Here is a 13,670-nt window from a genome sequence, read left to right as displayed (position 1 = left end):
AAGGAGGGCCCATGGCTCTCAACAACATCGACGAACTGATCGAAGACATCCGCCAGGGCAAGATGGTCATCCTCATGGATGACGAAGATCGCGAAAACGAAGGCGACCTGATCATGGCCTCCGAATGCGTGCAGGCCGAGCACATCAACTTCATGGCCCGCTTCGCCCGCGGCCTGATCTGCATGCCGATGACCCGCGAGCGCTGCGAACTGCTGAAGCTGCCGCTGATGGCGCCGCGCAACGGTTCCGGGTTCGGCACCAAGTTCACCGTCTCCATCGAGGCGGCTGAAGGCGTGACCACCGGCATTTCCGCTGCCGACCGCGCACGCACCGTGCAGGTGGCTGCGGCCAAGGGTGCCAAGGCCGACGATATCGTCAGCCCTGGCCACATCTTCCCGCTGATGGCCCAGCCGGGCGGCGTGCTGGCCCGTGCAGGCCACACCGAGGCGGCCTGCGACCTGGCGCGCATGGCCGGTTTCGAGGCCAGCGGCGTGATCTGCGAGATCATGAACGACGACGGCACCATGTCCCGTCGCCCCGAGCTTGAGGCCTTCGCCGCCGAGCACGGCATCAAGATCGGCACCATCGCCGACCTCATTCACTACCGCCTGATTCACGAGCGCACCGTCGAGCGCATCGCCGAGCAGCCGCTGGACAGCGAACTGGGCCACTTCAACCTGGTGACCTACCGCGATGCCGTGGAAGGCGACGTGCACATGGCCCTGACCCTCGGCAAGATCTGCCCGGAAGAGCCGACTCTGGTGCGCGTTCACAACATGGACCCGCTGCGCGACCTGTTCATGGTCAACCAGGCTGGCCGCTGGAGCCTGCGCGCCGCCATGAAGGAAGTGGCGGCCGCCGGCAGCGGCGTGGTACTGCTGCTCGGCACCCCGCTCACCGGTCCGCAGCTTCTGGCGCACCTGGAGCGTCAGCTGGGGGCGGAAACCAAGGTCACCAACCCGACGACCTACAGCACCGTCGGTGCCGGATCGCAGATTCTCCGCGACCTCGGAGTGCGCAAGATGCGCCTGATGAGCTCGCCGATGAAGTTCAACGCGATATCCGGTTTCGACCTGGAAGTTGTAGAATACCTGCCCGCTGAATGATCCCGCAGGGCTCCGGCCATCAAGGCCGGGGCCCTCGCTCTTTAATTGACGAGAACTCGCCCATGTCCCTGAAGACCATCGAAGGTACCTTCATCGCCCCCAAAGGCCGCTATGCCCTGGTGGTCGGCCGTTTCAACAGCTTCGTCGTGGAAAGCCTGGTGAGCGGCGCTGTAGACGCCCTGGTCCGCCACGGTGTCAGCGAAAGCGACATCACCCTCATCCGCGCTCCCGGTGCCTTTGAAATCCCGCTGGTAGCCCAGAAGGTCGCCCAGCAAGGCGAGTACTCCGCCATCATCGCCCTCGGCGCGGTCATTCGTGGCGGCACCCCGCACTTCGAATACGTTGCCGGCGAGTGCACCAAGGGCCTGGCCCAGGTTTCCATGGAGTTTGGCGTTCCGGTCGCCTTCGGCGTGCTGACCGTCGATTCCATCGAGCAGGCGATCGAGCGTTCCGGCACCAAAGCCGGTAACAAAGGTGCCGAAGCTGCCCTGTCCGCCCTGGAGATGGTGAGCCTGCTGGCCGCCCTGGAGGCCAAGTGAGCAACGCAGACGGTTCGGCGCCCAAGGCACCGAAAGGCAAGATCGCAGCCCGTCGCCAGGCCCGTAGCCTGGCGATGCAGGCGCTCTACTCCTGGCACATCGCCGGTCAGCCGCTCAACGAAATCGAGGCGCAGTTCCGCGTCGACAACGATTTCAGCAGCGTCGATGGCGCCTACTTCCACGAGATACTGCACGGGGTACCGCGCCAGAAGACCGAGATCGACGCGGCCTTCCTGCCTTGCCTGGACCGTGCCCTCGAAGAAGTGGACCCGGTAGAGCTGGCGATCCTGCGCCTGTCGACCTTCGAACTGATGAACCGCCAGGACGTGCCGTACCGCGTGGTGATCAACGAAGGCATCGAGCTGGCCAAAGTGTTTGGCGCCACCGACGGGCACAAGTTCGTCAACGGCGTCCTGGACAAGCTGGCGCCGCGCCTGCGTGCTGCGGAAGTCCGCGGCGGCAAGCGCTGATTGCAGCTAGCGCGTGGGTGAGTTCGAGCTGATCCGCCGTTTCTTCGCCTCCGCCGCCTGTGCGGCCGGAGGCGAAGGCATTGCCCTTGGCATTGGCGACGACTGCGCCCTGCTGCAGCTGCCGGCCGGCGAGCAGCTGGCGATCTCCACCGACACCCTGGTGGCTGGCGTGCATTTTCCGGATGACGCCGACCCCTTCCTGCTTGGCCAGCGTGCCTTGGCCGTTTCCGCCAGCGACCTGGCGGCCATGGGCGCCAAGCCCATCGCTTTCACCCTTGCCCTGACCCTGCCCGCCGCACGCACCGAATGGCTCGACGGCTTCGCCCGTGGCCTCTGCACCATGGCGAGCGGCTGCGGAATCGGCCTGGTCGGTGGCGATACCACTCGCGGGCCGCTGAGCCTGACCCTCACCGTCTTCGGACGTGTGCCTGCCGGCCAGGCGCTGACCCGCGCCGGTGCGCGTCCGGGAGACCTGCTTTGCGTGGGTGGCAGCCTGGGCGATGGCGGCGGCGCGTTGCCGCTGGTGCTGGGCGAGCTGAAGCACAGCGGGCCGGAAGCGGATTACCTGCTGCAACGCTACTGGGCGCCGCAGCCTCAACTGGATCTCGGCCAGGCGCTGCGCGGACGCGCGACCGCCGCGCTGGACATATCCGACGGCCTTCTCGCGGACTGCGGCCATATCGCCGCCGCGTCGGGCGTCGCACTGTGGGTGGATGCAGACAAGCTGCCGCTGTCTGCCGCCCTCGAAGGACTCTTTTCCAGGGAATTCGCGCGCAATTGTGCGCTGTCCGGTGGCGACGACTATCGGCTGGCCTTTACCCTGCCCGCCAGTGAGCTGGCCGCCATCCTGGCGGATTGGCCGGAAGTGGCAGTGATCGGTCGTGTGGAAGTCGGGCAGGGCGTGCACCTGCTGGACGCCGCCGGTATCGAATTGCAGCCGCCGGCCCTGGGCTATCAACATTTCGGGAGTCAAGGTGACTGATCGCGAATCGGCCACGCCGCAACCCATCCCCCACTCGGTGTGGAGCAATCCCTGGCATTTCATCGCCTTCGGTTTTGGCTCGGGTACCTTGCCCAAGGCGCCGGGCACCTGGGGTTCGCTGGTGGCGCTGCCTTTCATTCCGCTCTGGCAGATGCTGCCGGATTGGGGCTACTGGCTGATGCTGGGACTGACCATGCTGTTCGGCTTCTGGCTGTGCGGCAAGGTCGCCGATGACCTGCGCGTACACGACCATGAAGGGATCGTATGGGACGAAATGGTCGGCATGTGGATCACCCTCTGGCTGGTGCCGGAAGGCTGGCAATGGCTCTTGCTGGGGTTCCTGGTGTTCCGCGTGATGGACATCCTCAAGCCCTGGCCGATCCGCTGGATCGACCGTCATGTCCACGGCGGAGTGGGGATCATGCTCGACGATGTGCTGGCGGGCGTCTTCGCCTGGCTGGCCATGCAACTCATCGTCTGGGGCGTGGCCTAGTCTTGTAAGGACCCGTGGCCACGATGAGCGGGTAGAGGACGAGTCATGCGGAGTTGGTTCCTGGCGCTTCTGATCGGTTGCCTGCTGCTCCCCGCAGCACGGGCCGACGAGCTCCCGTCCAACGAAATCCACCTCGCCAGCGAGGTCTGGCCCGAGCACACCGAAGCGGACGGCAAGGGGCTTGGGTGGGACATCCTACGCAAGGTCTACGAGCCCGAGGGCATCCAGCTCAAGATTCACTCCGTGCCCTATACCCGCTCCATTGGCCTGGTGGAACGTGGCGAAGCCGACGCCTGGATGGGTTCCTACCGCAATGAGGTGCAGAGCGCCTACTACCCGCGCTGGCACTACGATGCCGACCAGGTCACTGCACTCTCGCTGCGTTCCACCCCGGTGCCCACCCTCGCTACCCTCGGCCAGTACCGCCTGGCCTGGATTCGTGGTTACGACTACCAGGACTACCTGCCCAACCTGAAGCACTTCAAGGAAATCCAGCGGCGCAGCGGCATCCTCTCGATGCTCGAACTCGGACACGTGGATTTCTACATCGATGCCCGCACCGAAGTCGACGATGTGCTGGAAAGTTCCGCAGAGCCGGACAAGTACCGCATTACGCCGCTGAAGCGCCTGCCGCTTTACCTGGGCTTCGCCAATACGCCGCGTGGTCGCCGCCTGGCGGACATGTTCGACCGCCGTATGGACGCACTGGTTGCCAGTGGCGAGCTTCGCCCGCTGTTCGTGCGCTGGAAGCAACCCTATGCCTTCGACAAGGAACTGGAGAAACCCCATGTCGCGCCCTGAGTTGCGTATCGCCGCCGTCGTGCTGGCGCTCGCCCCGCTGCTTGCCGACGCTACCCAGGTGCAGGTGGTCGGGCTGTTTCCCGGTGCCGCAGTGCTCAATGTCGATGGCCAGCGCAAGCTGGTAAAAGTCGGGCAGACCGGTCCGGGCGGCGTCCAGGTGATCAGCGCCGACAGCAAGGGCGCGGTATTACGGGTCGATGGGGTTGAGCGCAGCTATGGCCTCTCGCGCGAATACAATTCGTCCAGCGCCGACTCCGTGGGTTCCGGCAGCCCGTCGGCCCCCCAAAAAGCCCAGCTGAGCATTGCTCGCGGCAATAACGGCCACTACCAGGTGGCCGGCTCCATCGAGGGACATCCGGTGCAGTTCCTGGTAGACACCGGGGCCACCAGTGTCGCCATGAACGAGGGTCAGGCCCGTCGCCTGGGCATCGACTACCGGGTGAAGGGGCTGCCGATGAAGGCCAGCACCGCCGGTGGCACGGTCAACGCGTGGCGAGTGAAGTTCGATCGCATCAAGGTCGGTAGCCTCGAAGTGCTGGGCGTGGAAGGCGCGGTCATCGAAGGCGAAGCGCCGGTGGAGGTGCTGCTGGGCATGAGCTTCCTCAACCGCGTGCGCTGGCGTGAGGAGCAAGGCGTGCTGATGCTGGAGTCCAAGTTCTGAAGCCGCGTGCTTCGAGCCATTCGATACGTATCCCCAACTATTCAATCTGACGTGCCGGTTAGCGCTGCTGCTACAATGCCGGCCTTGCCAATTTCCAGGAGTTACACGGTGTCTGTCGTTTTCGTCGCCGCCTCCCAGCTGCCCACTCCGTTCGGCGTGTTCACCATGCACGGCTTCCTCGATGAGGCCAGTGGCAAGGAACATGTCGCACTGACCCTGGGCGATGTGGCCAATGGCGGACCTGTCCTGGGCCGTCTGCACTCCGAGTGCCTGACCGGCGATGCCCTGTTCAGCCTGCGCTGCGATTGCGGCTTCCAACTGGAAGCGGCCCTGCGCGCCATTGCCGATGCCGGTTGCGGCGTGCTCCTCTACCTGCGCCAGGAAGGTCGTGGCATTGGCCTTCTGAACAAGATTCGCGCCTATGAGCTGCAGGACGGCGGTGCCGATACCGTGGAAGCCAACGAGCGTCTCGGCTTCGGCGCCGACCAGCGCGACTACGCCATGTGCCAGCCGATGCTGGAGCACCTGGGCATTACCGCCATCAAGCTGATGACCAACAACCCCCGCAAGGTCAAGGCGCTGGAAAGTTATGGCCTCAACGTGGCCGAACGTGTGCCGCTGCAGACCGGCCTGAACAAGCACAATCGCAAGTACCTGGCGACCAAGGCGGGCAAGCTCGGGCATATGCTCGGCAATATGCACCAGGCGGAAGCCGAGTCGTGACCCGCAAGGAAGTCCGTCGCCGGCTGGCCCAGGCCTGGTGGCTCCAGGTGGGCTACACCCTGGTGCCATTGTTCATCATGGGTTACCTGTTCGGTGACGGCGAGCCGGCACTGCCGGTCCTGCAGATGCCGCTGTTCATTGTCGGGCTGGCGTCCATGTTCCTCAGCCTGCCGCTGTTCGCCGGCTACAAGCGCGCCCTGGTGGCGACCGAAGCCGCCCTCGGCCGCGCCGAAGAGCCGGGTGCCTGGCAGGCGTTGGCCCGTCAACGCCGCAAAGCCTTTGTCGCTGCCGGCCTTCCGGCCTGGATAGCCGCGCTGGCAGTGCCATTCGGGCTCAACGCGGTGGCCTTGATCCTCCTGGCCACGAGCAGCCTGGTCATGCTCTACCTCTACCGAATCCCCCGCCAGCTCGGCTGATGCGCCGGCTGCTCGCCTGTCTGCTGCTGTGCCTGGCGCTGCCTGCCACGGCGCAATTGCGGGTGGTCAGCCTGGCACCTTCCCTGACCGAAACCATGCTCGACCTCGGCGCCGGCGATCTGCTGGTGGGCGTGCTCGATGGTGGCGAGCGCCCGGCCATCCTCGCCGGCCTGCCATCCGTGGGACGTTACGGCCAGCTCCAGGCCGAGAGCCTGCTCAGCCTCAAGCCTGATCTGGTGCTGCTGTGGCCGGACAGCGTCGGCGCTGCCGGCCGTGAGCAGCTGAAGAAACTCTCGGTACCCCAATTGGTGGTGGAGCCGCGGGACCTGGCGCAACTGGCGCAGTCCTTCATCGAGATCGGCGAGCGCGTGGGCCGCGCCGAACAGGGCCGCCAGTTGGCCGCGCGTTTCGAGTCGGGCTTGGCAGCGCTGCGCCAGCGTCACCAGCGCGGTGTGCCGCTGAAAGTCTTCTATCAGGTGTGGGACAAGCCGCTGTACACCCTGGGCGGGCGTCAGATCGTCAGTGATGCGCTGAAGGTCTGTGGCGCGGAAAACGTCTTCGCCGACCTGTCGTTGCCGGCGCCACAAGTCGGAATCGAGGCAGTGCTGCAGCGTGACCCAGCGGTGATCCTGGTGAGCGAACCGGACCAGGCCAGGGCGTGGGCGTCCTGGCCACAGCTGGCGGCTGTGAAGAACAAGCAGGTCTGGCCCGTACCGGACCGGGGGCTGGAACGCCCGAGTTTCCAGATGCTGGCGGCGACCGGAAAGCTGTGTCGGTTGCTCGACGCGGCGAGGTAGCTGAACGAGGTGTACCTCAACCCATCCTACGAAAGCGGCAGATTTGCCTTTGTAGGATGGGTAGAGCGTAGCGAAACCCATGCTGTGGGAGATTCCATGTCAATCAGCCGTGGCTGTTGGCAACCCATCAAAGCAACGGCGAGTTCATTCGCAAATAGAGCTGGTTTCGAGCCAGCCTGACGCAGCCCTCACCCCAACCCCGCTCTGCGCCCCAGCCCGATCGCTTCGCGCTCAGGCGTTCATCGGCACCGGAAGCAGTGCTTCCGAAAGCGTGCCTCTTCACCCCAGAGGGAGAGGGAGCAGCCTGTGCCAATCGGGCAGTTGTCTGCTTTTCCTGTGGGGGCGATTTCAATCGCGAAGCAGGACGCAGTCCTGCCCTGTAGGAGCGAATTCATTCGCGAATGAATTCGCTCCTACAGGTTCAGACGAGCCCCAGCAACGCCAGGCGCGCGCGCACCGATGCTTCGATGCCCGCCGCATTCAGTCCGCACTCGGCGAGCATTTCCGCTGGCTTGGCGTGTTCGACGTAGTAGTCCGGCAGGCCCAGGTGCAACACCGGCTTGAGCAGGTTCTCGCGGGCGAGGAACTCGCTGACGGCGGCGCCGGCGCCGCCCATCACGCTGTTCTCCTCGATCGTCACCAGCAGTTCGTGGCTGCCGGCCAGCTCGCGCACCAGTGCTTCGTCCAGGGGTTTGACGAAGCGCATGTCGATCACGGTGGCATCCAGGCTTTCGGCGACCTGCAGTGCCTCGGCCAGTTGCACGCCGAATACCAGCATGGCGACTTTGGAGCCCTGGCGGCGTACCACGCCTTTGCCGATTTCCACGGGTTTGAGCTCACGCTCGATGATGGCGTTGGGGCCGCTGCCGCGCGGGTAGCGCACTGCCGCCGGACCTTCGAAATGGTGGCCGGTGGTCAGCAGCAGGCGCAGTTCGTTCTCGTCGCTCGGCGTCATCACCAGCATGCCGGGGATGCAGCGCAAGTAGGAGAGGTCGAAGCTGCCTGCGTGGGTCGGACCGTCTTCGCCCACCAGGCCGGCACGGTCGATGGCGAACAGCACATCGAGATTCTGTACCGCCACGTCGTGGATCAGTTGGTCGTAGCCGCGCTGGAGGAAGGTGGAGTAGATCGCCACCACCGGCTTGGCGCCGTCGCAGGCCATGCCAGCCGCCAGGGTGACGGCATGCTGCTCGGCAATGGCGACGTCGAAATAGCGGTCCGGGAAGCGCTCGCTGAATGCCACCAGGTCGGAGCCTTCCTTCATCGCCGGGGTGATGCCGACCAGGCGCGGGTCCTGCCCGGCCATGTCGCACAGCCACTGGCCGAACACGCTGGAGTACTTCGGCCCGGAAGGTTTCTTCGGCGCGGCCGGGGCATCGATCGGCTCCAGCTTGGTAATGGCGTGGTAGCCGATGGGGTCGACTTCCGCCGGGGCGAAGCCCTTGCCCTTCTTGGTCACCACATGCAGGAACTGCGGGCCCTTGAGGTCGCGCATGTTGCGCAGGGTGGCTACCAGGGTGGGCAGGTCATGGCCGTCGATGGGGCCGATGTAGTTCCAGCCCAGCTCTTCGAACAGGGTTCCGGGAACCAGCATGCCCTTGGCGTATTCCTCGGTGCGTCGGGCGATTTCCCAGGCGCCGGGCAGGCGCGAGAGCACCTTCTTGCTGCCTTCGCGCATGCTCGCGTAGGTACGGCTGGAGAGGATCTTCGCCAGGTAGTTCGACAGGCCGCCGACGTTGCGCGAGATCGACATGTCGTTGTCGTTGAGGATCACCAGCATGTCGGCCTGGACGTCCGATGCGTGGTTGAGCGCCTCGAAGGCCATGCCGGCGGTCAGGGCGCCGTCACCGATCACCGCGATCGACTTGCGGCTGGAACCCTGCATGCGGGCCGCGATGGCCATGCCCAGGGCAGCGCTGATGGAGGTACTGGAGTGGCCGACGCCGAAGGTGTCGTACTCGCTTTCCACGCGGCGCGGGAAGGCAGCGACGCCGTCCTTCTGGCGCAGGGTGCCCATCTGCTCACGGCGCCCGGTGAGGATCTTGTGCGGATACGCCTGGTGGCCCACGTCCCAGACCAGCCGGTCGTCGGGCGTGTCGTAGACGTAGTGCAGGGCGATGGTGAGTTCCACCACACCCAGGCCGGCACCGAAGTGTCCGCCGGTCTTGCCGACGGTATAGAGCAGGTACTGGCGCAGTTCGTCGGCCAGGGTTTCCAGCTCAGCCTCACCAAGCCGGCGCAATTGATCCGGCGTCGCCGCGCGATCGAGCAGGGGCGTGACGGGGCGTTCGCGGGGAATCTCGTGGAACGTCGTGGGCATCAGGCTAATCGTTATGGGCAAAAAAAGATGGGCAAGTTTACCTGATGCACTCGTAACTGCCCAAACGCGCTGTCAGTCCGTTCGTACGGCCTTGTGTGATCGACTACGCCGGGTAATGGCGCGCCAGGAAGTCCAGCAGCAATGGATTCACCCGGTCAGGGCGTTCGTTCTGCAGCCAATGGCCGCAATCGGGCAGTCGGGTCTGCTCCACGCGTGGCACCAGGCTGGCCATGCGCTTGAGCGTGTAGGCCTCCAGATGCGCGACCGGATCGAGGTCGCCGACCAGGAACAGCGCGGGCTGCTCGACCTGCTTGCCCGCCAGCGGTTCGGTCTGTTCCCAGTTGCGGGTGAAGTTGCGGTACCAGTTGAGCGGCCCGCGAAAGCCTTGCCGGGCCAGGGTGCGTCGGTAAACGGCGAATTCTTCGGCATCGCACCAGCTGGGGAGGGAGGGCGATTCGCTGAGGCCGTCCAGTAGGCCGGCATCGGCGGGTCTGTCGCGCAATACCGCGTCGCCCAGGTCGCTCAGCAGCAGGCGCAGGCTGCGCTCGAGGTCGGCATCCAGTTCGGCTTCGGCCACCCCCGGTTCCTGGAAGTAGAGGATGTAGTTGAAACGACCGGCATTGGCCTCGCGCATGATCTCGGTGGCCGGGCGCTTGGGGCGGCCGCCGAAAGGCACCGACATGGTGCCCACCGCCGCGATGCGTTCTGGCTCCAGCAGCGCCAGGTGCCAGGCCACCGGTGCGCCCCAGTCATGGCCAATCACGCAGGCATCGGTCTGGCCGAGGCTGTCCATGGCGGCCTGGATATCTCCGCAGAGGGTCAGCAGCGCATAGTCTTCGATCGCTTCAGGGGCGCTGGTCTCCCCATACCCGCGCATCTCCGGTACCAGCACGCGATAGCCGGCCGCTACCAGAGGGCCTATCTGCTGGCGCCAGGAATACCAGCACTCGGGAAAACCATGCAGCAGCCACACCGGCCGCCCTTCGGCCGGGCCGGCCATGTAGAGGCTCAAGGTGATGCCATTGACCGGCAGCAGGCGATGTTCGAGTGGCGGCATGACGGGCTCCGATTCTTACCAGGTGTCGACGAAGGGGCGTTTCTTGCCGGCACGGGGCGCCGGTCTGGGGGTGGCATTCAACCCGCGCAGCAGCCAGGAACGGGTTTCCTGCGGATCGATCACGGCGTCGATCTCCAGGAAGCTGGCCATGTTGATCGCCTTGCCGTTCTGGTAGGCCTTGGCAACCATCTTGTCGAACAGCGCCTGGCGTTCGGCCGGGTCCTCCACCGCGGCCAGCTCCTTGGCGTAGCCCAGGCGAACCGCGCCCTCCAGGCCCATGGCGCCAAACTCGCCGCTGGGCCAGGCGATGGTGAACAGCGGTGAGTGGAAGCTGCCCGCCGCCATGGCCTGGGCGCCCAGGCCGTAGCCCTTGCGCAGGACCACGGTGAAGAAGGGCACCGAGAGACCGGCTGCGGCGACGAACATGCGCGAAACGTGGCGCACCGTGGCCTGCTTCTCCGATTCCGGCCCGACCATGAAACCGGGGGTGTCGCAGAGCGAAAGCATGGGGAGGTCGAAGGCATCGCACAGCTGCATGAAGCGCGCGGCCTTGTCGCCGGCCTGGGCGTCGATGGCGCCGCCGAGGTGCATGGGGTTGTTGGCCAGCAGGCCGAACGCCTTGCCCTCGATGCGGATGACGGCGGTGACCAGCCCCGGTGCGAACTGCCGGCGCAGTTCCAGTACCGAGCCTTGGTCGGCCAGGGTTTCGATCAGTGCGCGGATGTCGTAGACCCGCAGGCGGTTTTCCGGGATGGCCTGGCGCAGCAGGCGCTGATCGGCGCATTGCCAGTCGGCCAGGTCGCCCTGGAAGTAGGACAGGTACTGCCGGGCGACTCGTACCGCCTCGGCCTCGTCTTCCACCAGCACATCGATCACACCATTGGGGCCCTGGACGCTGGTGGGGCCGACTTCTTCCGGCGCGAAGCTGCCCAGTCCGCCGCCTTCGATCATCGCCGGGCCGGCCATGCCGATGCTCGCGTTCCTCGTCGCGATGATCACGTCGCAGCAGCCGAGCAGCGCGGCGTTGCCGGCGAAGCAGCGGCCGGAAACCACGCCCACCAGCGGCACCAGGCCGGACAGTCGGGCCATGCCGACAAAGGTGTGGCAGTCCAGCCCGGCCACACCGACGAAATCCGAATCCCCCGGCCGGCCGCCGCCGCCCTCGGCGAACAGCACCAGGGGCAACCGCCATTGTTCGGCCAGGCCGAGCATGCGGTCGGTCTTCTTGTGGTTCATCACGCCCTGGGTGCCGGCGAACACCGTGTAGTCGTAGGCGATGGTCATGCAGCGGGCGGCCTCGCTGCCGAACTGCGTGGCGTTGACCGTGCCGATACCGGCCACCAGCCCGTCGGCGGGGCTCTGTTCGATCAGCTCTTCCAGCGACCGGCGCCGGCGCTGGGCCGCCAGTGCCAGTGCGCCGTATTCGATGAAACTGCCTTCATCGAGCAGGTCGTCGAGGTTCTCGCGGGTGGTGCGTTGGCCGGTCTTGCGCCGTCGTGCCACAGCCTGCGGGCGACGTTCGTCGCGGGTGATGACGTGACGCTCCAGCACTTCGGCAAGGTCGGCGCGGATGTGCGCGAGGTCGAGGCTTTCCTCGCTCTGCACCGCATCGCCAGCGACTTCCGCCGGCTCCAGGAACAGCAGCGGCGCGCCTTCGAACAGGCTGTCACCGGGTGCCACGGCCAGGGCGCGGACGATGCCGCCCTGGGTCGCCTTGACCACGAACTCCATCTTCATCGCTTCCAGCACCGCCACTGGCTGGCCGACGGCGACCGCGTCGCCCTCCTGCACATCGAGGCTCACCAGCACCCCTTGGCTCGGGGCGTTCAGCGGTACGCAACCGGCGGGCACTTCAACCTGCCCGGTCCCAGCGAGCGTGGCAGCGCCTGTGCCGCTGACGAACAGGTGTGGATGGGCAGCCTGTTGCGGGGCGAGGAGCTGGCTGATTTCCCGCTCGATGAAACGGGTGTCGACGCCACTTGCCAGTTCCTCGTGACGCAGCAGGTTCTGCAGGAAGTGGATATTGCTCGCCACACCTTCGAGGCGGAATTCACACAGGGCGCGATAAGCGCGGCGCAGGGCGGCGGGCAGGTCATCTCCCTGGACGATCAACTTGGCCAGCAGCGAGTCATAGCTGGGGCTGGTGGCGTACCCGGCGTAGCCATATCCATCGACACGGATACCGGGGCCGCTGGGTGGTTCATAGGCGCTGATCAACCCGCCGGCAGGTCGGGCGCTGCCGTCGGCCTGCATGCTTTCCAGATTGATCCGCAGCTGTACGGCGAAGCCTCGCGGTGCGACGGGTTCCAGCAGGCCCAATTCGGCCAGGCTGGAACCGGCGGCGAGGCGGAGCTGCGCCTGGACCAGGTCGATGCCGGTGATGGCCTCGGTGATGCAGTGCTCGACCTGGACGCGCGGGTTGGCCTCCATGAACACGAAATCGCCACGGCGGGTATCCACCAGAAACTCGAACGTGCCGATACCGCGATAGCCCACGGCGGCGGCCAGGGTCAGCGCCGCATCGAGGATGCGCTGGCGCAGCTCTGCAGTCAGGTTGGGCGCCGGGGCGATCTCGATCACCTTCTGATGGCGGCGTTGCAGACTGCAATCGCGCTCCCAGAGGTGAGTGACCCGTTTGCCGTCGCCCAATACCTGGACTTCGATGTGCCGGGCGTTCTCGATCAGCCGTTCGACGTACAGGTCGCCATTGCCGAAGGCGGCGCGGGCCTCGGACTCGCAGCGCTCGAAAGCGTGTGCCAGCTCCGTCTTGTCACGTACCGCGCGCATGCCGCGCCCACCGCCGCCGGCCAGGGCCTTGAGCATGATCGGGCCGCTTTCCAGCAGCGCGTTGGCTTCCGCTAAGGACGTGGCGCGATTGCTCCCGGCGGCCAGTGGCAGGCCGCAACGCGCGGCCAATTCGCGGGCGCGGGCCTTGTCGCCGAAGAGTTCCAGGGCTTCGGCCGAAGGACCGATGAAGCGGATGCCGGCGGCTTCGCACTGGCGGGCGAAATCGGCGTTCTCGCTGAGGAAGCCGTAGCCGGGATGCACGGCGTCGCAGCCATTCCTGAGCGCCACCTCCACCAGTTGGGCGGCATCCAGATAGGCCGCCGCGCCCCGGCCCACGAGCGGTACCGCGAGGTCGGCCTTGCGCAGGTGCAGGGACTGGCTGTCGTCCTCGGCATACACCGCGACGCTGCGGATGCCCAGTTCGGCGGCGGCGCGGGCGATGCGGATGGCGATCTCGCCACGGTTGGCGATCAGCAGGGACTGGATGGCTGTGGTCACGGCGAGGGTCCTTGGCGTGC

Annotated in this window: 13 protein-coding genes; 10 read left to right on the top strand and 3 right to left on the bottom strand. The window is 66.0% G+C overall.

The annotated features are described in order from the left end of the window. The first annotated feature begins 11 nt into the window (after positions 1–11). From ribBA to DM872_RS24400, 10 genes are all read left to right on the top strand, one after another. On the top strand, positions 12–1,106 hold the full coding sequence (gene ribBA, locus DM872_RS24445) for a bifunctional 3,4-dihydroxy-2-butanone-4-phosphate synthase/GTP cyclohydrolase II (RefSeq protein ID WP_179061852.1): 1,095 nt from the start codon (positions 12–14) through the stop codon (positions 1,104–1,106). 62 nt (positions 1,107–1,168) lie between these two features. Further along, the gene (ribH, locus tag DM872_RS24440) at positions 1,169–1,645 is read left to right on the top strand and encodes a 6,7-dimethyl-8-ribityllumazine synthase (RefSeq protein ID WP_016490611.1); all 477 of its coding nucleotides are present in this window, start codon (positions 1,169–1,171) and stop codon (positions 1,643–1,645) included. Next, the gene (gene nusB / locus DM872_RS24435) at positions 1,642–2,115 is read left to right on the top strand and encodes a transcription antitermination factor NusB (protein WP_077522163.1); all 474 of its coding nucleotides are present in this window, start codon (positions 1,642–1,644) and stop codon (positions 2,113–2,115) included. Before ribH ends, nusB begins: the two co-directional genes overlap by 4 nt. 13 nt (positions 2,116–2,128) lie before the next feature. Next, on the top strand, positions 2,129–3,097 hold the full coding sequence (gene thiL / locus DM872_RS24430) for a thiamine-phosphate kinase (RefSeq protein WP_179061851.1): 969 nt from the start codon (positions 2,129–2,131) through the stop codon (positions 3,095–3,097). Next, positions 3,090–3,590 (top strand): phosphatidylglycerophosphatase A family protein, encoded by a 501-nt coding sequence (locus DM872_RS24425; RefSeq protein ID WP_179061850.1) that lies wholly within the window; start codon positions 3,090–3,092, stop codon positions 3,588–3,590. Before thiL ends, DM872_RS24425 begins: the two co-directional genes overlap by 8 nt. A 45-nt stretch (positions 3,591–3,635) precedes the next feature. Continuing rightward, positions 3,636–4,391 (top strand): substrate-binding periplasmic protein, encoded by a 756-nt coding sequence (locus tag DM872_RS24420; protein ID WP_179061849.1) that lies wholly within the window; start codon positions 3,636–3,638, stop codon positions 4,389–4,391. Then, complete coding sequence (locus DM872_RS24415) at positions 4,378–5,052, top strand: retropepsin-like aspartic protease family protein (RefSeq protein ID WP_179061848.1); 675 nt, start codon at positions 4,378–4,380, stop codon at positions 5,050–5,052. The genes DM872_RS24420 and DM872_RS24415 overlap by 14 nt, the downstream gene beginning before the upstream one ends. A gap of 108 nt (positions 5,053–5,160) precedes the next feature. Then, positions 5,161–5,775, top strand: a complete 615-nt coding sequence (gene ribA, locus DM872_RS24410) for a GTP cyclohydrolase II (protein WP_179061847.1) — start codon at positions 5,161–5,163, stop codon at positions 5,773–5,775. Further along, a complete protein-coding gene (locus tag DM872_RS24405; protein WP_179061846.1) occupies positions 5,772–6,191 on the top strand; it encodes an MFS transporter in 420 nt (139 codons plus the stop codon). The genes ribA and DM872_RS24405 overlap by 4 nt, the downstream gene beginning before the upstream one ends. Beyond that, the gene (locus DM872_RS24400) at positions 6,191–6,988 is read left to right on the top strand and encodes a cobalamin-binding protein (RefSeq protein ID WP_179061845.1); all 798 of its coding nucleotides are present in this window, start codon (positions 6,191–6,193) and stop codon (positions 6,986–6,988) included. Before DM872_RS24405 ends, DM872_RS24400 begins: the two co-directional genes overlap by 1 nt. Positions 6,989–7,409: 421 nt before the next feature. Here the strand turns inward: DM872_RS24400 and dxs are convergent, their stop codons facing one another. The 3 genes from dxs to DM872_RS24385 all read right to left on the bottom strand — a co-directional run bounded on the left by dxs (position 7,410) and on the right by DM872_RS24385 (position 13,650). Further along, positions 7,410–9,308 carry a 1-deoxy-D-xylulose-5-phosphate synthase gene (gene dxs, locus DM872_RS24395; RefSeq protein ID WP_179061844.1) on the bottom strand — a complete coding sequence of 633 codons (1,899 nt, stop codon included), beginning with the start codon at positions 9,306–9,308 and terminating at the stop codon, positions 7,410–7,412. 103 nt (positions 9,309–9,411) lie between these two features. Then, on the bottom strand, positions 9,412–10,365 hold the full coding sequence (locus DM872_RS24390; protein WP_179061843.1) for an alpha/beta fold hydrolase: 954 nt from the start codon (positions 10,363–10,365) through the stop codon (positions 9,412–9,414). A gap of 15 nt (positions 10,366–10,380) precedes the next feature. Next, on the bottom strand, positions 10,381–13,650 hold the full coding sequence (locus tag DM872_RS24385; protein ID WP_179061842.1) for an acetyl-CoA carboxylase family protein: 3,270 nt from the start codon (positions 13,648–13,650) through the stop codon (positions 10,381–10,383). Positions 13,651–13,670: the final 20 nt, after the last annotated feature.

Origin of the sequence: Pseudomonas taiwanensis (assembly GCF_013393345.1) — a bacterium.
In the GTDB taxonomy this organism is placed as follows: domain Bacteria; phylum Pseudomonadota; class Gammaproteobacteria; order Pseudomonadales; family Pseudomonadaceae; genus Metapseudomonas; species Metapseudomonas resinovorans_C.
The sequence above is the reverse complement of the archived record's forward strand: the minus strand, read 5'-3'. Positions and strand labels throughout refer to the sequence as shown.